At 67.2% G+C, this 25,025-nt stretch carries 21 protein-coding genes; 8 read left to right on the top strand and 13 right to left on the bottom strand.

Annotated elements, in window-relative coordinates; translation table 11 throughout:
- Positions 1-89: 89 nt before the first annotated feature.
- From ABZ942_RS41335 to ABZ942_RS41320, 4 genes are all read left to right on the top strand, one after another.
- Entirely contained in the window at positions 90-1,325 is a 1,236-nt protein-coding gene (locus tag ABZ942_RS41335) for an FAD-dependent oxidoreductase (RefSeq protein WP_357391730.1), read from the top strand.
- A gap of 111 nt (positions 1,326-1,436) precedes the next feature.
- On the top strand, positions 1,437-1,838 hold the full coding sequence (locus ABZ942_RS41330) for a YciI family protein (RefSeq protein ID WP_357391729.1): 402 nt from the start codon (positions 1,437-1,439) through the stop codon (positions 1,836-1,838).
- Positions 1,835-3,115, top strand: a complete 1,281-nt coding sequence (locus ABZ942_RS41325; protein ID WP_357391728.1) for a DUF6596 domain-containing protein — start codon at positions 1,835-1,837, stop codon at positions 3,113-3,115. Before ABZ942_RS41330 ends, ABZ942_RS41325 begins: the two co-directional genes overlap by 4 nt.
- A gap of 70 nt (positions 3,116-3,185) precedes the next feature.
- Complete coding sequence (locus tag ABZ942_RS41320; protein ID WP_357391727.1) at positions 3,186-3,668, top strand: NUDIX domain-containing protein; 483 nt, start codon at positions 3,186-3,188, stop codon at positions 3,666-3,668.
- 3 nt (positions 3,669-3,671) lie between these two features.
- Here ABZ942_RS41320 and ABZ942_RS41315 read toward each other — a convergent pair whose 3' ends face one another.
- On the bottom strand, positions 3,672-4,508 hold the full coding sequence (locus tag ABZ942_RS41315) for a phosphoribosylaminoimidazolesuccinocarboxamide synthase (protein WP_357391726.1): 837 nt from the start codon (positions 4,506-4,508) through the stop codon (positions 3,672-3,674).
- Positions 4,509-4,642: 134 nt separating this feature from the next.
- Between ABZ942_RS41315 and pepN the strand changes: the two genes are divergently transcribed.
- Positions 4,643-7,222, top strand: coding sequence for an aminopeptidase N (pepN, locus tag ABZ942_RS41310; protein WP_357391725.1), 2,580 nt, complete (start codon positions 4,643-4,645; stop codon positions 7,220-7,222).
- Between the two features lie 96 nt (positions 7,223-7,318).
- On the opposite strand, the gene ABZ942_RS41305 is transcribed toward pepN, so the two are convergent.
- From ABZ942_RS41305 to ABZ942_RS41285, 5 genes are all read right to left on the bottom strand, one after another.
- Positions 7,319-8,113: an NAD(P)H-binding protein gene (locus tag ABZ942_RS41305; protein WP_357391724.1), complete on the bottom strand. Its 795-nt coding sequence runs from the start codon at positions 8,111-8,113 to the stop codon at positions 7,319-7,321.
- 176 nt (positions 8,114-8,289) lie between these two features.
- Entirely contained in the window at positions 8,290-8,754 is a 465-nt protein-coding gene (locus ABZ942_RS41300; protein WP_357391723.1) for a DUF5130 domain-containing protein, read from the bottom strand.
- On the bottom strand, positions 8,741-9,019 hold the full coding sequence (locus ABZ942_RS41295; protein ID WP_357391722.1) for a hypothetical protein: 279 nt from the start codon (positions 9,017-9,019) through the stop codon (positions 8,741-8,743). The genes ABZ942_RS41300 and ABZ942_RS41295 overlap by 14 nt, the downstream gene beginning before the upstream one ends.
- Before the next feature lie 68 nt (positions 9,020-9,087).
- A complete protein-coding gene (locus tag ABZ942_RS41290) occupies positions 9,088-10,689 on the bottom strand; it encodes an alpha-amylase family glycosyl hydrolase (RefSeq protein ID WP_357391721.1) in 1,602 nt (533 codons plus the stop codon).
- Between the two features lie 134 nt (positions 10,690-10,823).
- On the bottom strand, positions 10,824-11,252 hold the full coding sequence (locus ABZ942_RS41285; RefSeq protein WP_357391720.1) for a globin: 429 nt from the start codon (positions 11,250-11,252) through the stop codon (positions 10,824-10,826).
- A 232-nt stretch (positions 11,253-11,484) separates the two neighbouring features.
- Between ABZ942_RS41285 and ABZ942_RS41280 the strand changes: the two genes are divergently transcribed.
- Complete coding sequence (locus ABZ942_RS41280) at positions 11,485-12,189, top strand: HNH endonuclease (RefSeq protein ID WP_357391719.1); 705 nt, start codon at positions 11,485-11,487, stop codon at positions 12,187-12,189.
- A 1-nt stretch (position 12,190) separates the two neighbouring features.
- Here the strand turns inward: ABZ942_RS41280 and ABZ942_RS41275 are convergent, their stop codons facing one another.
- Complete coding sequence (locus tag ABZ942_RS41275) at positions 12,191-12,760, bottom strand: XRE family transcriptional regulator (protein ID WP_357391718.1); 570 nt, start codon at positions 12,758-12,760, stop codon at positions 12,191-12,193.
- Between the two features lie 79 nt (positions 12,761-12,839).
- Here ABZ942_RS41275 and ABZ942_RS41270 point away from each other — a divergent pair, with 79 nt between their 5' ends.
- A complete protein-coding gene (locus tag ABZ942_RS41270; protein WP_357391717.1) occupies positions 12,840-13,586 on the top strand; it encodes an AzlC family ABC transporter permease in 747 nt (248 codons plus the stop codon).
- Positions 13,583-13,894, top strand: a complete 312-nt coding sequence (locus tag ABZ942_RS41265; RefSeq protein ID WP_357391716.1) for an AzlD domain-containing protein — start codon at positions 13,583-13,585, stop codon at positions 13,892-13,894. The genes ABZ942_RS41270 and ABZ942_RS41265 overlap by 4 nt, the downstream gene beginning before the upstream one ends.
- A gap of 26 nt (positions 13,895-13,920) precedes the next feature.
- Here ABZ942_RS41265 and ABZ942_RS41260 read toward each other — a convergent pair whose 3' ends face one another.
- The 6 genes from ABZ942_RS41260 to ettA form a co-directional block, all read right to left on the bottom strand.
- Positions 13,921-14,763 carry an SAM-dependent methyltransferase gene (locus ABZ942_RS41260; protein ID WP_357391715.1) on the bottom strand — a complete coding sequence of 281 codons (843 nt, stop codon included), beginning with the start codon at positions 14,761-14,763 and terminating at the stop codon, positions 13,921-13,923.
- Between the two features lie 190 nt (positions 14,764-14,953).
- The gene (locus tag ABZ942_RS41255; RefSeq protein ID WP_357391714.1) at positions 14,954-16,510 is read right to left on the bottom strand and encodes a prenyltransferase/squalene oxidase repeat-containing protein; all 1,557 of its coding nucleotides are present in this window, start codon (positions 16,508-16,510) and stop codon (positions 14,954-14,956) included.
- Positions 16,511-16,726: 216 nt separating this feature from the next.
- The gene (locus ABZ942_RS41250; RefSeq protein WP_357391713.1) at positions 16,727-17,392 is read right to left on the bottom strand and encodes a hypothetical protein; all 666 of its coding nucleotides are present in this window, start codon (positions 17,390-17,392) and stop codon (positions 16,727-16,729) included.
- 43 nt (positions 17,393-17,435) lie between these two features.
- Complete coding sequence (locus ABZ942_RS41245; protein WP_357391748.1) at positions 17,436-17,891, bottom strand: thioesterase family protein; 456 nt, start codon at positions 17,889-17,891, stop codon at positions 17,436-17,438.
- An 8-nt stretch (positions 17,892-17,899) separates the two neighbouring features.
- Positions 17,900-22,846 carry an NAD-glutamate dehydrogenase gene (locus ABZ942_RS41240; protein WP_357391712.1) on the bottom strand — a complete coding sequence of 1,649 codons (4,947 nt, stop codon included), beginning with the start codon at positions 22,844-22,846 and terminating at the stop codon, positions 17,900-17,902.
- A gap of 494 nt (positions 22,847-23,340) precedes the next feature.
- Positions 23,341-25,017 carry an energy-dependent translational throttle protein EttA gene (gene ettA, locus ABZ942_RS41235; protein WP_357391711.1) on the bottom strand — a complete coding sequence of 559 codons (1,677 nt, stop codon included), beginning with the start codon at positions 25,015-25,017 and terminating at the stop codon, positions 23,341-23,343.
- Between the last annotated feature and the right edge of the window lie 8 nt (positions 25,018-25,025).

Genomic DNA, 25,025 nt, shown 5'->3' with positions numbered 1-25,025 from the left:
CCGGTGCCGCCGTTTTCCGGAGATGCCGAGGCCTGTCCCAGTAGGGTCTAGCGGCAGGAGTCCCGGTTCCCTCTCGACAAGGAGTCCAGATGAGTTCTGATCAGCGTTTCGTCATCGTCGGCGGCGGACTCGCCGCGGCAAAGCTGGCGGAAGCCTTGCGCGCCAATGACTTTCCCGGATCGGTGACGCTGATCGGCGCGGAGGAATGGCTGCCCTACGAGCGACCACCGCTGTCCAAGGAACATCTGGCGGGCAAGAAGCAACTGACCGAATTCACCACCCACCCCCGGCAGTGGTACCGCGACCACAACGTCAAGGTCCGGGTCGGCACGACCGTCGAAAACCTCGATCCGGCCGCGAAGACGATCTCGCTGCCGGACGGCTCCACGCTGCCCTACGACAAGCTGGCGCTGGCCACCGGGTCGACCCCGCGCACCCTGTCCATCCCCGGCGCCGACGCACCCAACGTGTACACGCTGCGCAATATCGAGGACTCCGACACCTTGATCGAGTACTTCGCGAGCGCGGCGCAAAGCATCGTGATCATCGGGGCGGGCTGGATCGGCCTGGAGGTCGCGGCGGCGGCCAGGGCCGCGGACCTCTCGGTGACCATCGTCGAGAACGCCGAACACCCGTTGCTCGCTTCGCTCGGGCAGGAGATGGGCGAGGTGTTCGCCGAGCTACATCGGTCGAACGGCGTCGACCTACGCCTCGGCGCGCAGGTCACCGAGATCACCACGACCGAAGGCATCGGGACCAGGCTGGCGACCGGGGTGAAACTCGCCGACGGCAGCGTCATCGAGGCCGAGGCGGTGCTGGTCGCGGTCGGCGCCCGGCCGAACGTCGAGCTGGCCACCGAGGCCGGGCTCGACGTCGACGGCGGGGTGCTCGTCGACGAGCACCTGGCCACCAGCAACCCGGACATCGTCGCCGTCGGCGACATCGCCGCGCAGCAGCATCCGGTGCTCGAGCGCCGAATTCGGGTGGAGCACTGGGCAAACGCGCTCAACCAGCCCGCGGTTGCGGCCGCGACCATGCTCGGCAAGCAGGCCAGCTACGACCGGCTGCCCTACTTCTTCACCGACCAGTACGACCTGGGCATGGAGTACACCGGCTACGCGGCACCCGGCGACTACGCGCGCGTGGTGACCCGCGGCGATGTGGCGAAACGCGAGTTCGTCGCGTTCTGGCTCGACGCGGACAACCGGGTGCTGGCAGGCATGAACGTGAACGTGTGGGACGTGACCGACCGGATCAAGGAACTGATCCTGGCCGGCGAACCCGTCGATCCCGAGGCGCTGGCGGACACCTCGAAACCGCTGTGACACAGGTCACTTCGAGAGCCGAGGTGATGTGTCGAAACGGCACGCTTGGTTCCGACCTCACCGTGAGAGCGTCACACAGGCGCGCCGACCGGTAGCCGGAAAAGAGAACCGATGAAATACATGCTGATGAAGACCTATCGGACGCCCGCCTTCTGCGACACACCGATCAACGAATGGTCCCCGCAGGAGATCCAGGCGCACATAGACTTCCAGCGCGCCCTCGGCGAGCAGTTGGCCAAGTCGGGTGAGCTGGTAGACGCGCAGGGGCTCACCGGCCCGACCGAGGCCCGCGTTGTCAGTTCCGACGGCCGCTCGGCGCCGGTGGTGACCGACGGACCGTTCCCGGAGACGAAAGAGTTCCTGGCCGGGTACTGGATCGTCGACGTGGAAAGCCCGGAGCGGGCCTACGAGATCGCCGGGCAAGCCTCGGCGGCACCGGGGCCGGGCGGTAAACCGATCGGCGAATACATCGAGGTACGGCCGGTGATGAGCGTCCCGGCCAGCGACCAGTGACCAACCGGCGAGTGGTGCCCGACGACACACCGCTCCCGGCGAGGGCCGAGGACCTGTTGCGCGAGTTGGCGCCACAGGTCCTCGGTGCGTTGGTGCGCCGGTTCGGCGATTTCGACACCGCCGAGGACGCGCTGCAGGAGGCGATGCTCGCGGCGGCGACCCAGTGGCCGGTGGACGGTCTCCCGGACAACCCGCGCGGCTGGCTGATTCAGGTGGCGCAGCGCCGGATGGCCGACGCGGTGCGCGGCGAGGTGGCCCGGCGGCGCAGGGAGACAACGGCATTCGATCGCGAAGTGCCCGACGCCATACCGGTCGACTACGACGACACGCTCGCCATGTTCTTCCTCTGCTGCCATCCCGCATTGTCCTCGGCCAGCGCCATCGCGCTCACGTTGCGGGCGGTGGGCGGGCTGACCACGGCCGAGATCGCGCACGCCTTCCTGCTGCCGGAAGCGACCATGGCGCAACGGATCACGCGGGCCAAGAAGAAACTGGCGACGATCGATCGGCCGTTCGCGCGGCCTGGCGATGCACCGCCGGGCAGGAGCGAAGCGACCCGGGATTCGGCAGAGCGGCGGGCTCGGCTCGGGACCGTGCTGCACGTGCTGTATCTGATCTTCAACGAAGGCAGTACGAGTACGTCCGGTCCGGATCTTCAACGCCCGGATGTGTCCGCCGAAGCGATTCGTCTTGCGCGCGCGCTACATCGGATGTTGCCCGACGACACCGAGGTCACCGGGTTGCTCGCGCTCATGCTGCTCACCGATTCCCGGCGCACGGCCCGCACCGGTGCGCGGGGTGAGCTGATTCCGCTCGCCGAGCAGAACCGGGCGCTGTGGGACCGCGAACAGATCACCGAAGGCGTCACGCTGACGACAAGCACTCTCGCACAAGGACTTACCGGGCCCTACCAGATCCAAGCGGCCATCGCGGTGCTGCACGCGCAGGCGACCAGCACCGAGGAGACCGACTGGACCAAGATCCTCGCGCTGTACGACCTACTCGAAAAGCTCTCGGACAACCCGATCGTCACGCTCAACCGCGCCGTCGCGATCGCGATGGTGCACGGACCCGAGGCCGGTCTCGAACTCGCTGCGACACTGGACGATCAACTATCCGGCAACCACCGGCTCGACGCCGTCCGCGGCCACTTACATGAAATGGCAGGCGATTTCGACGCGGCCATCACCTGCTACACCACCGCGGCAGGCCGCACGCCCAGCGCGCCCGAAAACCACTACCTCACGCTCCGCGCCGCTCAGCTCCGGCATCGGTGAGTCGCACTGTCTCCGGCGTTTGCCCGCCACGTGCCACTCGCCTATTCGCCCGTGGGGCAGACTGCATGGGGTGACGGATAAGACGAGTGCGGGGGTTTTGGTGTTTCGGCGCGGCGACGCGGGCGTCGAGGTGCTGATCGGGCACATGGGCGGCCCGTTCTTCGCGCGCAAGGACAACGGCGCGTGGTCCATCCCGAAGGGCGAGTACGAGCCGGAGCTGGAGGACGCGCGGGCGGCGGCCGGCCGCGAGTTCCACGAGGAGCTCGGACTGTTCGTGCCGCCCGGCGACTGGATTCCGCTCGGCGACGTGCGATACAGCAGCGGCAAGGGCAAGAAGACGCTGACCATCTGGGCCGTCGAGGGCGACCTCGATCCGGCCGAGGTGGTGCCGGGGCACTTCGAGATGGAGTGGCCGCCGCGCTCCGGACGGATGGCCAGCTTCCCGGAGATCGACCGGGCGGACTGGTTCGACCTGGCTACCGCGCACGACAAGCTCGGCGCGGGCCAGCGACCGTATCTGGATCGGCTGAACGACTACCTCGGCCAGGCCTGACCGCTACTGCGGCACACCGGTCCAGGCGCGGCCGGTGATGAGTTCGTAGGCCTCCAGATACTTCTGGCGGGTGGCCTCGACGATGTCGGCCGGAATCTCCGGGCCCGGGTACTCCTTGTTCCACCCGGTCGAGGTGGACCAGTCGCGGACGAACTGCTTGTCGAAAGAACGTTGCGGGCGGCCGGGTTCCCATTCGGCGGCCAACCAGAAGCGGGACGAGTCGGAGGTGAGCACCTCGTCGCCGAGGGTGAGAGTGTCGCCGTCCCAGCCGAATTCGACCTTGGTGTCGGCGACGATCACGCCGCGCTCGGTGGCGTGTTCAGCGCCGCGAGCGTACACGTGCAGGGTCAGGTCGCGCAGCTGTTCGGCGACCTCGCGGCCCTCCTGGTTCACCACGTCGGCGAACGTGATGGGCTCGTCGTGGCCCTCGGCGGCCTTGGTGGTCGGCGTGAAGATCGGCTCCGGCAGCTTGTCGCCCTCGCGGAGGCCGGGCGGCAGCGCGACACCGGACACCGAGCCCTCCCGCTGGTACTCCTTCAGCCCCGAACCGACCAGGTAGCCGCGGGCGATGCATTCGACCTGCACCATCTTCAGCGGCTTGACCCGAATGCCGCGGCCGGCGAACTCGGCGGGCACGTCGGTGGCCGATACCACATGGTTGGGCACGTCGGTGAAGTAGTCGAACCACCAGTTGGACAGCTGGGTCAGCAGCGCGCCCTTGTCCGGGATCGGCGTCGGCAGCACCACGTCGTAGACCGAAACCCGATCGGACGCGACGAGCAGCAGGGTGTCGCCGTCCTCGTACAGGTCGCGCACCTTGCCGGCGTGCACATGCTTCACTCCGCAGCTCCGATCATGGATAGGGTTGGTTCCACCAGGCAGTGTTCAATTCAAAAAACTCCCGCGCGGGCAACCTTACCCAGGTGGCATCGTGGGGAACGCCCGAGCTAGTTCTTCGAACCCGAAGGAGCCCTATGTCCGCACCGAACCTGACTCGCGACCAGGCGATCGAACGCGCGTCGACAGTGACGGTCGATAACTACCGCATCGACCTCGACCTGACCGACGGTGCGGGCAAACCGGGCGAGCAGACCTTCTTTTCCCGCAGCACGGTCACCTTCACCGCGACGCCGGGCGCGAGCACCTTCATCGATCTGGTGGCCCGTGGCGTGCGGTCGGCGGTGCTCAACGGCACCGCGCTCGACGTGTCCGGCTACGACGAGTCCACCGGAATCGCGCTGCCCGACCTGGCCGCGACCAACGAGCTGGTCGTCGAGGCCGACTGCGAGTACTCGCACACCGGCGAGGGACTGCACCGCTTCGTCGACCCGACCGACGACTCCGTCTACCTGTACTCCCAGTTCGAAACCGCCGACGCCAAGCGGATGTTCGCCTGCTTCGATCAGCCGGACCTGAAGGCGACGTTCGACATCAGCGTGACGGCCGCACCCGACTGGCAGGTCATCTCCAATAGCGCAGTCGTGGAAACCCTTGCGGCGGAACCGGGTAAGCACGTCTTCCGCAGCACGCCGAAGATGAGCACCTACCTGGTCGCGCTCATCGCGGGCCCGTACGCGCAGTGGACCGACGTCTACACCGACGAGCACGGCAGCATCCCGCTCGGCATCTACTGCCGCGCTTCGCTGGCCGAGCACATGGACGCCGAGCGGCTGTTCACCGAGACCAAGCAGGGCTTCGGCTTCTACCACAGCAACTTCGGCGTGCCGTACGCGTTCGGCAAGTACGACCAGTTGTTCGTGCCGGAGTTCAACGCCGGCGCGATGGAGAACGCGGGCGCGGTGACCTTCCTGGAGGACTACGTCTTCCGGTCCAAGGTGACCCGCGCGTCCTACGAGCGGCGCGCCGAGACGGTGCTGCACGAGATGGCGCACATGTGGTTCGGCGACCTGGTCACCATGAAGTGGTGGGACGACCTGTGGCTGAACGAGTCGTTCGCGACCTTCGCGTCCGTACTGTGCCAGGCCGAGGCGACCGAATACACCAGTGCCTGGACCACTTTCGCGAATGCGGAGAAGTCCTGGGCGTACCAGCAGGACCAGCTGCCGTCCACCCACCCGATCGCGGCGGACATCCCCGACCTGGCCGCGGTCGAGGTGAACTTCGACGGCATCACCTACGCCAAGGGCGCGAGCGTACTCAAGCAGCTCGTCGCCTACGTGGGTCTGGAGCCGTTCCTGGCCGGTCTGCGGGCCTACTTCGCCGATCACGCCTACGGCAACGCGACCTTCGACGATCTGCTCAATGCGCTCGAAAAGTCTTCCGGCCGTGACCTTTCCGGCTGGGGCACGCAGTGGCTCAAGACCACCGGGCTGAACACCCTGCGGCCGGACTTCGCGGTCGACGACGAGGGCAAGTTCACCTCGTTCGCCGTGGTGCAGGGTGGTGCCGAGCCCGGCGCGGGTGAGCGTCGTGTGCATCGGCTCGCGATCGGCGTGTACGACGACCAGGACGGAAAGCTGGTGCGCACCAAGCGCGTCGAGCTCGACGTCGAGGCCGCCGAGCGCACCGAAGTGGCCGAGCTGGTCGGTGTCGCGCGCGGAAAGTTCGTGCTGATCAACGACGACGACCTGACCTACTGCTCGGTGCGCCTGGACGCCGACTCGCTCGACGTGCTCGTCAACCGGATCGCCGATATCGCCGAGCCGCTGCCGCGCACCCTCGCCTGGTCGGCGGCCTGGGAGATGACCCGCCAAGCCGAGTTCCGGGCCCGCGACTTCCTCGCGCTGGTGCAGCGCGGCGTCGGCGCGGAATCGGAAATCAGTGTGGTGCAACGACTGCTGATGCAGGCGAACCTCTCGCTGCGCAGCTACGCCGACCCGGAGTGGGCGGCGAGCACCGGCTGGACCGTGTACGCGGACCGGCTGCTGGAGCTGGCCCGCGAGGCCGAGGCGGGCTCGGACCACCAGCTGGCCTTCGTCAACGCTCTCGCCGGCGCCAAGCTGTCCGCCTGGCACACCGAGGTGCTGCGCGAGCTGCTCGACGGCGACCCGGGCAAGGTCGGTCTCGGCGGCCTGGCGATCGACACCGACCTGCGCTGGCGCCTCGTGATCGCGCTGGCGGCGGCGGGCGAGATCGACGCCGACGGCATCGATACTCCGTTCATCGATCAGGAACTGGCCAAGGATCCGACGGCGGCGGGCAAGCGGCATGCCGCGACCGCGGCGACCGCCCGTCCGCAGGCCGAGGTGAAGGAACAGGCCTGGGCCAAGGTGGTCGGCGACGACTCGATCTCCAACATCACCACTCGCGCGATCATCGCGGGCTTCGCCCCGGCCGGTCAGTGCGAACTGTTGACGTCGTATGTCGATCGGTACTTCGCGGAGGTGCCCAGCGTGTGGGAGCGTCGCTCCAGCGAGGTGGCGCAGACCATGGTCGTCGGGCTCTACCCGGGGTGGGCCATCAGTGACGACGCGGTTGCCAGCGCCGACAAGTTCCTGGGCGGAGATCACCCGCCGGCCTTGCGCCGCTTGGTGATCGAGGGCAAGGCGGGCGTCGAACGCGCCCTCCGCGCTCGGGCGCACGACGGGAAGTAACCACCGGTACAGACCGACCGAAGGCGACCTTCATCCCCCGAGACGGGGCGAAGGTCGCCTTCGGTCATGTCTGCGGAGGTCGCCGGTACTCCGGAATCAGCGGAACTTGTCGGTATTCGCCGCGGCCCACTGGGCGAAGGTGGTGGCGGGAGCGCCGGTGAGGTCGGCGATGGTGGTGGTCGGCTCGGGACGCCAGCCGACCATCGAGCCGGTCATTTCTACGTACCACTCGGCGGTGTCCATGGTTCGCGCGAAGATCTGGACCGCCTCGTCGGCGGGGACCTGCCGGACGGTGAGAGTGCGGCCGAGGGCGGTGCCGATCTGGGTGATGCGGTCGGCTCGGGTGAGTACTTCCGGGCCGGTGAGTTCATAGGTCTGGCCGTTGTGGCCTTCGGAGAGTAGAACTTTCGCGGCAACACGGGCGATGTCGCCCATGGCGATCGGGACGCTCTCGACCTCCGGGTACGGGTCGCGGATCTCGTCGGACGCGCGGATCTGTTCGGCCCAGACTGTGGCGTTGTCCAGAAAGTCACCGGCGAACAGGTGCGTCCATTCCAGCCCGGATTTCTCGACCGCCTGCGCGATCGGCGTCCAATGCGCCTCGCCGGACAGATCGACGATGTGCCGGATGCCCGCCTGCTTCGCCAGCGAGATGACCTCGTCGATGGTCTCCAGCATCGGCGCGAGATACATCCGGTCCACGCCCTCGAACGCGGCGGGCAGTGACGACACCCGGCCCAGGTAGCCCTCGGCGATCTCGACGCCCGCGGGCAGCGCGGCTCGCTCCGGATGGTTGGTCAGTGCTCTGACATCGTCGGCACCGCCCGCGAGCAGGTGGTCGACGACCATACGTCCGATGTTCCCGGTTGCTCCTGTCACAAGAATTTTCACCCCACCACCGTCCTTGTTTCGCGCGAACGGCGACAACCCCCAAATGTGGTGCTAGCGAACAGAAAATTTTCCGCGTCTAGCCGGATAGCGACCCGCAAACGCCACCGGCGCGCTCACCCGCATGGGTGAGCGCGCCGGAAGCATTGCTCGTGACTCCGCCGCGTGGGCGGAAGGCGTCAGCGGCCGATCGCTGCGGCCATCACGCGGACTGCGGAAACCAGGCCGTCGATCAGCTGGCCCTGCCGGAACGAGCTGGACGCGGCGGTGACGCCGAGCTGGCAGACCCGGTCGTTCGCACGGTCGGCGACGTCGCGGCCGGAGCGCACCTCGATCGCCTTGTCGTTGGGCGAGACGGCGATGAGCACCGAACGCGCCGCCTCGGGGGTCGACGGGAAGATCGCGTCCACACCCGCGGCCGGATCGGCGCCGAGATCGCCGATGTAGACGTTGAACCGCACCTTGGTCGCGCGAGTCGCCTCGGTCAGCACGTTGTCCATGGCGAGCCGCTCGTCATCGCTGAACGGGGCCTCCCGGAACACATCGCCGGCCTCGTGCACGCCGGAGACGCGTCCGCTGGTGGTGACCACATACCCGTGCGGCAGGTCGGCTTCGACCACCGCGGGCCACTTAGAACTTGCCACTTGCCCGGCCTCCGATCAGCTCCGCCTGAGTGGCCTCGATCGCCGCATGATGACCATGCGACGACTCGGCCGAATGATGACCGGTCGAGGTCACCTCGTCGGTCGCACTCCACAGCACCGGCTCCGACGTCCACTGCTGACCGAGGTCGTAGTGGGCGGGCTTCGAACCGGCGAGTGGCTTACCGAGATACGTCAATCCGGCGATCGCGCCGTATATCACCAGCGGGATGCCGAGGAAGACCAGCACAGTCTCGAGAATGCTCACGGTCCAACGGTAGACGATGCTGTGTAGTAGTTCCTCTTCTGGTCACACTCACTGTGCTTCGTGTCGAGTCAGACCAGCCAGGCGGCGGCGTTCGGCGGCAGTTGACCGCCCTCCAGCGGCGCGCTGGCCAGCAGCACATCGCCGGGCGGCAGCTGGGTGGGCGCCTTCGACGCGTTCAGCACGCAGACCAGGCCGCCCTCGCGGCGGAAGGCGAGACAGCCGAGCGGGCTGCCGTACCACTCGATCCGCATGCCGCTGAATTCCGGTCGCAGGCTACGCAATTCGATGGCCATCCGATACAGCGAGAGGGTGGAGCCGAGCTCCTCGAGTTGCGCTTCGACGGTGCGGACGGCCCAGTCTGCGGGCATCGGCAGCCACGGTGTGCCGGTGGTGAAGCCGAACGGCGGTGCGGTGCCCTCCCACGGGAGCGGTACCCGGCAGCCGTCGCGACCGCGTTCGGTGTGCCCGGAGCGCTCCCAGGCCGGGTCCTGCAGCACCGCGTCGGGGAGGTCATCCACGTTGGGCAGGCCCAATTCCGCGCCGTTGTAGATGAATACCGAGCCGGGCAGTGCCAGCTCCAGCAGTATCATCGCACGGGCCCGGTCCTCCCCTACCGCGCCGTCACCGTAGCGGGTGACCTCCCGCTTGATGTCGTGGTTGGACAGCGTCCAGGTGGGCGAGGCGGCGACCGGTGCGACCGCGGCGAGGGAGTTGTCGATCGCCGCGCGCACGTCGTCGGCGTCGAAATCGGTTTGCGCCAGCCGGAAATTGAAGGCCAGGTGCAGTTCGTCGGCGCGCAGGTACTCGCCGAACCGGACGTTGTCGTTGACCCACACCTCGCCGATCGACACCGCGTCCGGGTAGTCGTCGAGCACCTTGCGAATGCGGCGGTGGATCTCGTGCACGGCGGGGTTGTTGAAGCGCAGATCGTCGTCGTCGTTGGCGAGCAGGGCGGTCTTGACCTCCGCCATGTCGGGCAGGCCCGCCGGTTTCGCCATGCCGTGCGCCACGTCGAGGCGGAATCCGTCGACGCCGCGATCGAGCCAGAACCGCAGCGTCTTCTCGAAATCGGCAGCTACCTCGGGGTTTTCCCAGTTCAGGTCGGGCTGTTCGGGGGCGAAGATGTGCAGGTACCACTGGCCCGGCGTGCCGTCGGGTTCGGTGACCCTGGTCCAGGCGGGACCGCCGAAGATGCTCGGCCAGTTGTTCGGTGGCGCGTCGCCGCCGGGGCCGCGACCATCACGGAAGAGGTAGCGGGCGCGTTCCGGGCTGTCCGGACCGGCCTCCAGCGCCGCGAGGAACCAGGGGTGTTCGCTGCTGGTGTGGTTCGGCACCAGATCCATCGTGATCTTGATGTTGCGGTAGTGCGCCTCGGCGATCAGCTCGTCCATCGCGGCGAGCCCGCCGAAGAGCGGGTCGATATCGCGGGGGTCGGCGACGTCGTAGCCGCCGTCGGCCATCGGTGAGGTCATCACCGGACACACCCACAGTGCGTCGATGCCGAGCAGCTCGAGGTAGCCGAGCTTGTCGCGGACGCCCCCGAGGTCACCGACTCCGTCGCCGTCGGAATCCGCGAAGGATCTGGGATAAACCTGGTAGAACACGGCCGACCGCCACCATGGTTGCGTGGTGCGATCCACCGGCACCGGTACGGCGGGTGTATCAGTCACATACGTAATAGTGCCAAAGTTTTGCGGCAAAAACTCTTAGGCGGAGCACCGATCTCGACTTGGGGCAAACTGCCAGCGTCTGCCGGGACGCGCCGAAAACCCTCGGCCCGACTCGGTTCTCGACCGAAACGCCCTCACCAGGGGGCGTTCATCAGCGAATTCGCCGCCATCTCCAGGTAGTCCAGCAACGCCTTGCGATGCTCGTCATCGAGTAGCTCCGGCTCGATCTCCGCCACGGCGATTCGCATGCAACGCAACCACGCGTCGCGCTCCAGCGGACCGATGGTGAACGGGTTGTGCCGCATCCGCAGCCGCGGGTGGCCGCGCTCCTCGCCGTAGGTGCGCGGGCCGCCCCAATACTGCTCGAGGAACATGCGCAGCCTGCGCTCGGCCGGGCCGAGATCCTCCTCGGGGTAGAGCGGGCGTAGCACCTCGTCGGTCGCCACCTCGCGGTAGAACGCCGCGACGATCCGCCGGAACGTGTCCGCCCCGCCGACCGCCTCGTAGAACGACGCTGTCGTCTGTTCCGCCGAAGCCGCTGCTGTCTGCTCGCCCGAAGTCATAGACCCTCTCGATTCGCTGGATGCGCCGACGTCCATTGTGCCCGCGCTCGGCATCGGCAGCCCACACCGCGGTTTTCCGCGGCAGTAAATCGCGGGCCGGCGGCTCTTCAGCCACAGTTAACCGGACATTGTTGAAAATCACCGTGCAATAGCCGTCGTTCCATGGTCAACTGGGTGGCAATCTCTGCCGAGCTAACAGCATGATCCTGCCAATCATGAAATTGAGGTCCAGATGAAGCAGCGGCACAGCGCCAGGTCACACGAGGCGCGGACACACCGACAACTCCAGCCCGCCGACGTCCACAATCGTGGCTCGGGGGCTACTCCGCTGCATATCCTGTCCGATCATTATCCGGGCGCGCATCACGGTCATCCCGATCATGCGCACCGCTCAGCATCGCCGCCCAGTGAGACTCCGAGCTGGTTGAAGCGCCGGGTGCTGCTTCTGAACGCCACCTACGAGCCGCTTACCGCCTTGTCCGCGCGGCGCGCGATCGTCCTGCTCATCTGCGATAAAGCCGACACCGTCCATCACGACGCCGAAGGCCCGGTCGTCCATTCCGCCGAAGCCGCCGTCGCCATTCCCTCGGTGATCCGCCTGCGCACCTATGTCCACGTGCCGTATCGGGCCCGCGTCCCGATGACCCGTGCCGCCCTCATGCACCGTGACCGCTATCGCTGCGGATACTGCGGTGGCAAGGCGGAGACCATCGACCACGTCATCCCGCGCAGCCGCGGCGGCGAACACTCCTGGGAGAACTGCGTCGCCAGCTGCGCGCCGTGCAATCACCGCAAGGCCGACAAGATGCTGAGCGAACTGGGCTGGACCCTGCGCTCACCGCTCGTCTCACCGAAGGGGCCGCACTGGCGGCTGCTGTCCACGACGGCCGACCTGGATCCGATCTGGTTGCAGTACCTCGGCGAAGGCGCCGCCTGACTCACGTGTACTCGATCACCAGGGTTGCCCACGTGGCCGGCTCGAGTGCCTCGAAGACGTGCGGGAGATCGCCCGGGTAGGAGATGTAATCGCCCGGGCCCAGTTCGACGGGTTCGTCGATCAAGCCGACTTTCGCGCGTCCGCTCGCGAGGAGGACGTGCTCGAATACGCCCGGGATGTGCGGGTCCGAGCGGCGCGCGTGGCCCGGTTCGGCGGTGATCCGGAACAGGTCGCGGCGGGAGTTGGGCGGGCTGGCCGCCAGCAGGGTTGCGCGGTAATCGGATTCCGCCGCGGCGACGACCGGGCCCTCGCCCGCGCGGATCACCTGGACGGCCGGGCGCGGTGGGTCGAGCAGGCCGGAGAAGGGCATGTCCAGGGCGACGCACAGGGCCCAGAGGGTTTCCAGGCTCGGATTGCCGGTGCCCGATTCCAGTTGGGAGAGGGTGGATTTCGCGATGCCCGCGCGGTGCGCCACTTCGGTGAGCGAGAGGCCGGCGCGGGTGCGTTCGCGGCGGAGGGCAGCGGCGATCACCGCCTGGGGTGTGCCCGTCGGCGAGTCCTGCTGTGCCACTTGTCCTCCCATCGTGTGGTCTGCCACTCAACAGGAAACCATATTGACGGATCGGGTCGCGATGTTCACCATAAGCTACATGCGTTCGATATGGCGAACACTCGGACGGGATACGTTCTCCGGGATCGTGGCGGTGTGCCTGGCGGTTTTTGTGATCGGTGTGTCGTACGGCGCGACCGCGGTCACCACCGGTCTGCCTGCATGGCTGCCGATTGTGCTCGGCGTGGTGGTGCTCGCCGGGGGTGCGGAGTTTCTGTTCATCGGGATCATCGCGGCCGGCGGTAGTCCGATCGCGGCGCTGCTGGCCGGGCTGGTGGTCAATGCTCGGCATCTGCCGTACGGGTTGTCGGTGCCGGAGGTGGTCGGCACCGGGTGGCGGCGGTTTCTCGGTGTGCATTTGATGAACGACGAGTCGGTGGCGATGTCGCTGGCCCAGTCCACTGCCGAACGCAAACGAGCTGCCTACTGGGCGTGCGGTTTTGGTGTGCTGCTCGCCTGGCCGGGAGGCGCCGTGCTCGGTGTGCTGGTCGGAACCTTCGTGCCCGACACGTCGGCGTTCGGACTGGACGCGGTGTTTCCCGCAGTACTGCTCGCGCTGATCGTTCCCGCGCTGCGGGACACCGCGACGTTGCGCGCGGCCGCGGTCGGCGCTGCCGCGGCGGTGGCCAGCGCGCCATTCTTGCCCGCGGGAATGCCTGTGCTGGTGGCGCTTTCGGGATTGCTCTGCATCGGTCGATATCGGGAAAAGAAAGATATCGCCGAACCTGCTGTGCCAGTGGCAGTTACGAATCGCGAACTGAACGCTGTCGAATCAGGTGTCGAATGATATTGGTCGCCAGCATGATCGCCCTTGCCTTGGGAACCTACGCATTTCGTTGGTCCGGTCCAGCATTGCGCGATCGTATTCGCTTCCCACCCCGCACAATTCGGTTATTGGAAGTCGGCGCCGTCGTCCTGATCGCCGCATTGGTAGCCGTCACCACCCTGCCAACCGCCTCCGGGGAGTTCGGATTCGCCCTCCCCGCAGGCGTTCTCGTCGCCGCCGTGCTGGCGTGGCGCAAACAACCTATCCTCGTCGTGATCCTGGCCGCCGCCGCGACCACCGCCCTACTGCGCCTGCTAGGCCTCCCCTGACCCAGCGATCCGCTGACCGCAGTCGTTCAAGGTTTGCGCCCCACACCTGCCCAGATCCAGGCGGGTCCGGCATCGGGATCGACCTCGTACAGCGACTCCTCGGCGAGTTCGGGATGCCAGTCCTCGAGCGTGACCACGCCCGGCTCCACGATTTCGGTTCCGGCGAACAGCTTTTCGATCTCGGCGCGGGTCCGCGGGACCATGGCTATACCGGCGCGTTCGCAGGCATCCACAGCCTGCGCCGTGGCCGTCGGATTGAAATCCGCGGTGGGGTGACTGATCGTCAGGCTGCTGCCGGCGGGCACCGCCTCCAGTAGCCGCGCGATGATGCCCTGCGGATCGTCCGAATCGCGGAAATACATCATGATCAAGGTCAGTGTGATGGCGACCGGTTGATCGAGATCGAGCGTGGCGGTGATGGCCGGGTCGGCCAGAATCGACTCGGGATCGTGCAGATCGGCGTGGATGAACGCGGTCTTGCCCGCCTTGGCACTTGCCATCACCGCGCGGGCGTGGGCGAGCACGAGCGGATCCTTGTCCACGTAGACGATGCGGGCCGCCGGATCCACGTCCTGGGCCACCTCATGGGTATTGCGGGCGGTCGGCAGCCCGGTGCCGATGTCCAGGAACTGGGTGATACCCAGTTCGGTCATCGCATACCGCACGGCGCGACCGAGGAAGGCGCGGTTGTGCCGAACCATCGTGCGGATGGTGGGGACGTACGAGGCGATCCGGTCGCCGAGCGCGCGATCGACCGGGTAGTTGTCCGCACCACCGAGCCAGTAATCGTAGAAACGAGCCTCATGCGGTTTGGTCGTATCGATGGTGACCGGCAAACGCGGACCTGACCGACCGTGAGTATCCGACATGATGCTCCTTTCTTCGGGGCGGCCGCACAGGAATCTGCCAACCTCACCACATCAATGTGTCTCCGACACATAGCGACCCGCCAGAACGTACTGCGCCAGCATATTCCGGGGACTCCGCCCTCCGCCGCGAATCCGAGCCGAAATGGAACGCGCGCCGACGCCTCGGGTAGGCCGATGTGGGCGGGGAACATCACCGAACACGCTCATTGATGCGTCGGTCGAGGTGACTGAGGGCCAGCAGCGTGAAAATGTCGGCAAGGATCGGAATGGTGAAGCGCAGCGGTCGCGGCCCTATCGAATCGGAGATGGCGGCGATGCTGCCGTCATCACGCTGGCAGGACAGCAGGTAGGTCGCCGCGCGCGCGGCCGGTGCCGGGTCGTCCTGGCGGCACACGGCGATGAGGGCGTAGGCGGTACTGATCGGGTCGCTGGTTTCCCCGTGTTGCTGGCCCCAGCCGCCGTCGGCGTTCTGCCCGTCCAGCACGAGGGTCATGATTCGTTTGGTCAGCTGCCGCAGGTATGCGGGCTGGTGGCCAGGATTGCGGGTGCTGGCGAGCAGTGCGCGAAAGACGGTGTGCAGGCGGCTGCTCGACCAGTCCGGCGGGAAGGACCCGTCCTCGCGTTGCTGGCCGGCCAGGTACTCGAGCCCGGAGATGATGGCCGCGTGGTGGCGTTGCCACTTCGGGGTGAGCGCGTCGACGGCGGCGGCGGTCATGCAGGCTTCCGACGCGGCACCGGCGATGTAGGTGGGGAATCCACCGTCGGGGTTGCGGACCGCCATCAGTGATTGCTCGCCCCGGCGAATCGGTTCGCGGTACCTGACCGGGTCGAGGGTGCCCAGGAACTGGATGGCGACCGAGGTGTCATCGACGTCGGTTTGAAAGGCCAGGTCGGTGTAGGACCAGCCGCCGCCGGGCTGCTGCTGGGACACCAGGTGCCCGGCGACGGAGTGCAGGACATCGCGCGGAGCCCGGGCGGCGGCGAGGGCGACACCGGCGGTGGCGGTGCACCAGGTGTCGGTGTTGGCGACGAACGGCAACCCACCGTCGTCCCGCTGATGGGCCATGGCCTTGGTTACCCCCTCGGTCACGACGTGCTCGGTGTGCGGGAGGCGGTGCAGGGCGTGCAGCGCCCACAGGTGGATGAGGACGTTGTCCTCCCAGACCTGGCTCTGGCGTTGGGTTTCCAGCAGAATCCGCACGTCCTCGTCGCTGATCTGGTCGTGCCGGTCCGCGGCGTCGGCGAGAACTATCTTCACGGCGGTGACCTGCACTATTGCCCAACAGTGCAAGCCGGTCAGGTCGAAGGCGCCCGGGTCCAGCGGGCGCCAGGGTAGTAGGTCGTATAAGGCGAAGGTCGCATCCAACATGGCGTGTTTGCGAGCGCCGGTGAAGCCGGGTGCGCGAGCGAGGAACACCTCCGCCAGTCCCGCGGTGGGACCTGCGGTCGCGGAGCGGGTCAGGGCTAGATCGACGAGGATGCGATCCAGTGGGTCCGTCGTGGCCACCGCGCGCAGATAGTCGACGAGGCGAGTCCGTCGCTGGGGCTGCAGACCGGTCCGCTCCAGCAGGTTCAGCGCCAGCACGGACTCCAGCACTCGGCTGTGACAGGGGTCGCGGACCGCGCCGTCGGGACCGACGCGCGCCGTCAGCCGGGATCGCAGGCGCGCGGTCGCGGGGGCCAGTAGCGGCGGGAAAAGTTCAGGGGCCCAGCTGGTCTGGGCATGGGTGAGTGCTGCGGGTCGCATGGGCAGTCTTTCGGATGTTCGAGGTCGGTGCGTCGCGCGCCGTCGCCGCACTTGCCGCGCTGTCAGGGGATACCTCAACATGCTCCTCCCGCAACGGAACTGACGCACCGAAAAGACGATCTTGCTGCGCGACGAGCGCCGGTGATCGCAATTGGCCTGCCCGAAGGCATTTTCCACACATAGCGGCAGCGCCGAGACTCGGCCTTCGCGGCTAGGTCAGCTCGGGGACAGGGAGATGCTGCCCGCGCGGCGGCGGGCCACCGAGCCATAGCGGGCGTCTATCCGGAGCCAGGTGTTGGTGGCTCGGACGCGGACGATTTCGGTGGGGAGGATGCGGCGAGAGTCGGCCTTGTCACCGGAGTGCGGAATGAAATCCATTGCGGTGAGGGCGAATACGACACGCATCGGAACCTGGACCTGGGTGTCGGCGCCGGAGACGGTGAGCACGGTCTGGTCGAGCAGAGACGCGGGCGGGCCGTGGCTGCTGCCGTGTTCCTTGGCCAATTGGGCACCCTGTTCGGCGAGTTCGACCAGGGTGCGGGCGGGCACATCGTCGATGTGCACAAAACCGTCAACCGGGGGTAGCGCGCCGCGCCATGCGGAATCCATCGAATAGCCGAGATCGATGGGCAAGCCGGCGCCGAGCCCGACCAGCACCATGTCGGCGCCGACGGTGACGTCGTCGACGCCGAGCTCACCGACGATGGTGCGGACCGCGAGCGCCTCGAAACCCGTTGCCACCCAGGCGGCGACGTACCGGTCCCCGCGGCGGCGGATACGTACCACCGCCGCGGGGTCCAGCCGCACCGCCCGAGTCAGGAACGTCGCGAGGTTCTCCCGCTCCGCCGGATCGGACACGTGCAATACGCGTTGTTCTGCCATCACGGCTGTGCTGCCGTTCTCGACCAGCGACTACCGATGCGGATCAGTCCAGCCACTCGGCCAGATAGTCGCGTTCGGCCTCGGTGAGCCTGCGCAGGCGCTGCCCGGACATGTCGAACGCGGCGATCTGGGTGGAGGCGATCACCGCAGCGGGCGAGTCCGGTGCCGCACCCGCGGCCCGCACCTCGTAGCCGATGGTGAAGTCGACCGCCCGCAACTGTTCGATCCACATCGCGATATCGAGCGGTGTGTCCTCGTGCCTGAGCTGCCCGCGATAGCGCACCCGAAGGTCGGCCAGCACACAACCGGTGCCGAGTGCGGCGGTCGGCCGACCCGGCTCGAGCAGCCACGGGATGCGCGCCTCCTCCAGCAGGGTCACCATGCGGGCATGGTTCACATGCTGGAAAGCATCCATGTCCGACCACCTGACCTCGACCTGGGTGTGAAAACGCTTGGGCAGCACGACATTGCCGCCCTTCGCCTTCCCGCTACCATGCAACGAGCTGGTCAACGTGGTACCTCCGATTGGGCGCCCACCCCACTCACCATGCTTCGCACTTGCCGCGCAGCAACCGACAGCGTGGCGAGATCGTGGGTTCCGGACTCGAACAACTCCGACAGTGCGGCCCGGGCACGCCCGAGCCGAGACTGGTTCTTCGACTCCCAGTATGCAATCTTCTCGTCCGCGCTCTCCTCCGGGTCACCCGCGGAGAGCACATCGAGGGTCAGCGAGCGCAGCGACGAGTACATATCGTCGCGCAGCGCGAGCCGAGCCAGCGAGTGCCAGCGGTCGCCCCGTTCGAGGTGGCTCACCGCCTGGAGCAGCCAATCGATCTTGAGGTGCTCGTTGAGCGCGTAGTAGAGCGACCCGACCTCGTCACCGTCGCGATCGGTGATGTCGGCGATGTCCACGATGTCGAGCAGCGGGAACAGGTTGAGCAGCCCGAACACCTCGGTGGCCAGGTCGGTCGGCGCACCGCGGGCGATGAGCTCGGCCGACTGATCGGTGAGCGTCGCGACGTGATGTCCGCGCAGCCAGCCCGGCACCTTCGGCGCCAGCGCCTGCACATCCTGGCAGTACCGGTTGATCTCCGCGCCGACCGCGATCGGCTGCGGCCGGTTGCTCAGGAACCAGCGCGAGGCCCGGTCCAGTGTCCGTTTGGTCTCCAGTTCCAGCAGGTCACGCACCGCGGTGGCGGCGTCGGCCGCGCGGATCCGCGCCCACATCTCCGGCAGCCCGAAGATCTCGGTGGCCGCCGCGAACGCACGCACCGAGTCGGTGGGCGTCGCGCCGGTCTCCTCGCTCAACCGGTGCGCGTAGGTGATGCCGCCGTAGTCGACCATCTCGTTCACGATCATCGTGGTGAGGATTTCCCGGCGCAGCCGGTGCTTCTTGATCGCGGCGCCGAACCGCTCCCGCAACGGTGTCGGGAAGTAGTCGGGCAGCCGGGTGACGAAGAAGGAGCTGTCCGGCAGATCCGTGTCGAGCAGGTCGGCCTTGAGCGAAAGCTTCACGTGCGCCATGAGATTGGCGAGTTCCGGCGACGTGAGTCCCGCGCCCTCCTCCAGCATGCGCTTGAGCTGCGCCTCCGAGGGCAGGGCCTCCAACTCCCGGTCGAGGCCGCGGCGCGCTTCCAGATCGTCGATGAGCCGCATGTGCACGTTCAGCATCTGCGGTGCGTCGGTGCGGGACATGCCCATCAGGAAGTTCTGCGCCACATTGTCGTCCAGCACCATCTGCGCGACCTCGTCGGTCATCGAGGCGAGCAGCGGGTTGCGTTCCGGCTCGGGCAGCTGACCCGCGCTGACCACGCCGTCGAGCAGCACCTTGATATTGACCTCGTGGTCGGAGCAGTCGACGCCGGCCGAGTTGTCCAGGGCGTCGGTGTTCATCTTACCGCCGCTGCGGCAGAACTCGATGCGGCCGAGCGCGGTCGCGCCCAGGTTGCCGCCCTCGCCGATCACCTTGACCCGCAACTGGTTTCCATTGACCCGGACCGCGTCGTTGGACTTGTCGCCGACCTCGGCGTTGACCTCGGTGCTCGCCTTGATGTAGGTGCCGATGCCGCCGTTCCACAGCAGCTGAGCAGGGGCGAGCAGGATCGCGTGCACCAGTTCCGGCGGGGACAGCGATTCGACACCGTCGGCCAGCCCCAACGCCTTTCGGACCTCAGGACTGATCGGCACCGACTTCACCGTGCGGTCGTAGACGCCGCCGCCCTTACTGATGAGCGAGGAGTCGTAGTCCGCCCACGACGAGCGGGGCAGCTGGAACATCCGCTGCCGTTCGGCGTAGGAGGCGGCGGTGTCCGGGTTCGGATCCAAGAAGATGTGCCGGTGGTCGAACGCCGCGAGCAGCCGGATGTGCTCGGACAGCAGCATGCCGTTGCCGAAGACGTCACCGCTCATATCGCCGACACCGACGACGGTGAAATCCTGTGTCTGAGTGTCGATGTCCATTTCCTGGAAGTGGCGCTTGACGCTCTCCCACGCACCCTTGGCGGTGATGCCCATCGCCTTGTGGTCGTAGCCCGCCGAGCCGCCGGAGGCGAACGCGTCGCCGAGCCAGAAGCCATAGCGCTTGGCCACGTCGTTGGCGATATCGGAGAACGTCGCCGTGCCCTTGTCGGCGGCTACCACCAGGTAGGTGTCGTCGCCGTCGCGGCGCACCACCCTGGCGGGTGGCACCACCTCGCCGGTCGCGCGATCCACGTTGTCGGTGACATCGAGCAGGCCGGAGATGAAGGTGCGGTAGCAGCTGACGCCCTCGGCGCCGAGGGCCTGACGATCCGCGACCGGGTCACCGGTGGCGGCCGGCGGCTGCTTCACCACGAAGCCGCCCTTGGCGCCGACAGGGACGATCACCGCGTTCTTGACCGCCTGCGCCTTCACCAGGCCGAGCACCTCGGTGCGGAAGTCCTCCAAACGGTCGGACCAGCGCAACCCGCCACGGGCCACCGGACCGAACCGCAGGTGCACACCCTCGACCCGCGGCGAGTACACGAAGATCTCGAATTGCGGCCTCGGCTTGGGCAATTCGCTGATCTCGCGCGGCTCCACCTTCACCGACACGTAGTCACGCGGCATGCCCTCGGCATCGGTGACGTAGTAGTTGGTGCGCAGCGTCGCCCTGATCAGGTTGAGGATGGCGCGCAGGATCCGGTCGGCGTCGAGGCTGACCACGTCGTCGATCCGGCCGCGGACCTGGTCCTCCAGCTCGGCGGCATGCTCGGCCGAGACGGTGTCCGGGTCGAAGCGGGCCGCGAACAGGTCAACGAACAGCCGCGCCACGTCCGGATAGGTGAGCAGCACCCGGGAGATGTTGGCCTGGCTGTACGGAAAACCGGCCTGCTGCAAGTACTTCGCGTAGGTGCGCAGAATCGACACCGCACGCCACGGCAGCCGCGCCCGCAGCACCAGTTCGTTGAGCGGATCGGCTTCCGCGCGGCCGTACCAGGCCGCCTCGAACGCCTCGGTGAACCGCTCGCGCAGACCGCGGACCTCCGCCTCCAGCACAGCCGCCCGCTTGGACGACTCCAGCAGTTCCGCGTCCAGGTCCCGGTCGAGCGCGCTGCGCAGCAACTCGGGCCGGGCCAGCAGACCGAAGTCGTAGATCCAGCGTTCGCCGCCGGAGCTCGGGTCGCCAGGCTGGGCCTCCAGCTCGAGCTGGTACGGCCGCTCGTCGACGACCTCGACGCCGAGGCTCTGCAGCACCGGAAGCACCTGGCTCAGCGAGATGCCGGGACCGGCGACGTAGAGGGAGAACCGCCAGGAACCGGGGTCGGACACGATATTGCGGTACAGGTACTGATCGATGCCGCCGTCGCGCAGGTGCTCCAGGCGGACGATGTCGGCGAGCGCGCGGCCCGCCTCGAAGTCCTCCTTGTAGGCGTCGGGGAATGCCTCGGAGTAGCGCTGCACCACCGCGGGGTCGAGCATCGTCGAGGTGCTGACCTCATCGTTCAGCAGGTCTTCCCAGGTCCGGCTCGCCTCGCCGAGCAGCGCCTGGATGCGCAGCCGGTTGGCCTCGGAGGTGTCCGCGGCCGGTGCCGCGTAGCGCGGCGCGCCGTGCTCGGCCTCCGGCATGCGCACCGTGAAATACACACTGGCCAAGTCGCTTTCGCCGACTCTGGCGGAGTAATCGATGGAGACGCCACCCAGTTCGCGGACCAGGATGTCCTGCATCTCCAGCCGCACCCTGGTGGTGTAGCGGTCGCGCGGCAGGTAGACCATGCACGCCACGAATCGGCCATAGCCGTCCGCGCGCAGAAACAGGCGCACCTGCCGACGCAGCCCGATGTTCAGTACCGCGAGGGCGGTCCGGCGCATCGTCTCGGTGTCGGAGGAGAACAGTTCGGTGCGTGGGAAGGACTGGATGACCTCGAGCATCGCCTGCCCGGAGAACGACTCCAGGTCGAACCCGCTCTCCTCGATCACCGAACGCACCCGACGCTCGATCACCGGGATGTCGAGCACGTTCTCGTGCACTGCAGTGACCGTGAAGACGCCGATGAACAGGTGCTCGCCGACGATGGCGCCCGCGTCATCGAAGTCGGCGACGCCGATGAAGTACGGGTACACCGAGCGATGCACGGTGGCGGGCACCAGGCCCTGGGTCAGCATCAGCAGCGGCCGGTCGGCGGCGTTGATCGGCACCCGGAAATCGGTGCCCACGTCGGGCCGGAGCACGCCGAGGCAGGTGCCGGGCATCGGGTTGGACGACTCCCGCCCCTGCTCGGCGCTCAGCTGGTAGCGGGCGTAGCCGAGCACGGTGAAGTTGCCGCTGGCCAGCCAGCGCAACAGGTTCGCGGTGTCCACCAGGTCGCTGTCGGCGAACGGCGCGGTGCCCGACTTCGCGGCCAGTTCCAGATCGTCGGCCAGCCTGCTCTGTACGTCCTTGATGGACTCGGTGTCACCGATGACCTGGCGCACGTCGGCGACCACGTTCGGCATCGCGGATTCGATCCGGCTCAGCAGCGCCCGGCTGGTGGACGGGTGCAGTTGCAGGTGCATCCACGACTCGCGCAGCGCGGTCGCGCCGTTGGTGCCGTCCACTTCGTGCGGTGCGGCGTGCTGCAGCAGCCCGTCCGCATCGCGCTCCACCTCGAAGATCGGGTGGATCACTTCGCTCACGCTGACACCGAGCCGGGTCAGCGATGAGGTGATCGATTCGACAAGTAGCGGCATGTCATCGGTGACCAGCTGTACCGCCGCGCCGAGGCCGGAGCCGTCGTCGGGGTGATACACCCGGACCAGAGCCCGGTCCGCCGGGCGGTGCATGGCCAACTCCATGTGCCGCCGGAAGATTTGAGTGATGCCGGTGATCGCGCAGTCCACATCGCCAGCGTCGACGTGGCGGAAATACGCCTCTTCGAGAGTCGCGAGTTCGCCGCGCAGTGCCTGCGGCAAACTCGCGGCCCACGCCGCACTGGACAATTCGGACGAGACCGTCATTTTTTCGCCAACTCCTCGGATTCGGTTCCGTAACAAAGCGACGCCGGTCCGAGAGTAGCTGTGCGTGGAAGACGAGGGGGTGAAATCCCTTCCAATCCTGGGGTGTTCACCATCACGGCGGTGTTCGCCACGCGATTGCCCAGCTCGGATGAATGATCTCGGCACAGCATCGTTCGGACGCACGAACGTCAGGTGTGCGCGACAGGGTCTTTCTGCGGCGGCAGCGGGGCCGAAGCACCTCGGTTCAGCTCGGCTACCAGGTCGACGGTGGGGACCGCCGATTGCTCGAACTGTGCCTGCGCATTCACGTGTCCCACAGTAGCGAGATTCGTCACGGCCGTGGGACCGGGCCCAGTGCCGTTGTGCCGGATACGAGACATAACGGGCGTACGGTATTGCGGCTGGAGCCGGGACCGAGTCGTGACGTCACGTTCGACGCCTTCGACTCGATCCCGGATCAGCTCCGCAACCGACGGGCTCGGCCCGTCGTCGGATCAGTCGCGGGTCAGCTTGCGGTGCGTAACCCGGTGCGGGCGAGCCGCTTCCAGGCCGAGGCGCTCAATCTTGTTGGCCTCGTAGGCCTCGAAGTTGCCCTCGAACCAGAACCACTTGGCGTCATTGTCGGAGTCGCCCTCCCACGCCAGGATGTGGGTACAGGTGCGGTCCAGGAACCAGCGATCGTGGGAGATCACGACGGCGCAGCCGGGGAACTGCTCGAGCGCGTTCTCCAGCGAACCGAGGGTTTCCACGTCGAGGTCGTTGGTCGGCTCGTCGAGCAGGATCAGGTTGCCGCCCTGCTTGAGGGTGAGCGCCAGGTTCAGCCGGTTGCGCTCACCACCGGAGAGCACGCCGGCCGGCTTCTGCTGATCCGGGCCCTTGAAGCCGAACGCGCTGACGTAGGCGCGCGACGGCATTTCCTGGTTGCCGACCTGGATGAAGTCGAGCCCTTCGGACACCACCTGCCAGACGTTCTTCTTCGGGTCGATGCCGGCCCGGTTCTGGTCGACATAGCTCAGCTTGACCGTCTCGCCGACCTTCACCTCACCGCTGTCCGGCGCCTCCAGCCCGACGATGGTCTTGAACAGCGTGGTCTTACCGACACCGTTCGGGCCGATGACGCCGACAATGCCGTTGCGCGGCAACGTGAACGACAGATCCTTGATGAGCTGACGGTCGCCGAAGCCCTTGTCCAGGTGCGAGACCTCGACCACCACGTTGCCCAGGCGCGGGCCCGCCGGAATCTGGATCTCTTCGAAATCCAACTTCCTGTGCTTATCGGCCTCGGCCGCCATCTCCTCGTACCGGCCGAGGCGGGCCTTGTTCTTGGCCTGGCGGGCCTTGGCGCCGGAGCGCACCCAGGCCAGTTCGTCCTTGAGCCGCTTCTGCAGCTTCTGGTCCTTCTTGCCCTGGACCTCGAGGCGCTGGGCCTTCTTCTCCAGGTAGGTGGAGTAGTTGCCCTCGTAGGGGTAGGCGCGGCCGCGGTCGAGTTCGAGGATCCACTCGGCGACGTTGTCGAGGAAGTACCGGTCGTGGGTGACCGCGAGCACGGCGCCCGCGTACGCGGCCAGGTGCTGCTCGAGCCAGAGCACGCTCTCGGCGTCGAGGTGGTTGGTCGGTTCGTCGAGCAGCAGCAGGTCGGGCTTGCTCAGCAGCAGCTTGCACAGCGCGACGCGGCGGCGCTCACCACCGGAGAGGTTGGTGACCGGCTCGTCCGGCGGCGGGCAGCGCAGCGCGTCCATCGCCTGCTCCAGCTGGGAGTCGACGTCCCACGCGTCGGCGTGGTCGAGGAACTCCTGCAGCTTGCCCATCTCGTCCATGAGCTCGTCGGAGTAGTCGGTGGCCATCAGCTCGGCGATCTCGTTGAAGCGATCGAGCTTCACCTTGACCTCGCCGAGGCCCTCCTCGACGTTGCCGCGGACCGTCTTCTCCTCGTTCAGCGCGGGCTCCTGCATCAGGATGCCGACCGTCGCGCCGGGCGCGAGGAACGCTTCGCCGTTGTTCGGCTGGTCCACTCCCGCCATGATCTTCAGAACGCTGGATTTACCGGCGCCGTTCGGGCCGACGACACCGATCTTGGCGCCGGGAAGGAAGTTCAGGAAGACATCGTCGAGCACGACTTTGTCACCATGCGCCTTGCGAACCTTCTTCATTGTGTAAATGAACTCAGCCATAAGGAGGA

The sequence above is a fragment of the Nocardia sp. NPDC046473 genome, from assembly GCF_040645995.1.
Classification (GTDB): domain Bacteria; phylum Actinomycetota; class Actinomycetes; order Mycobacteriales; family Mycobacteriaceae; genus Nocardia.
This window is presented reverse-complemented; position numbering and strand designations above follow the sequence as displayed.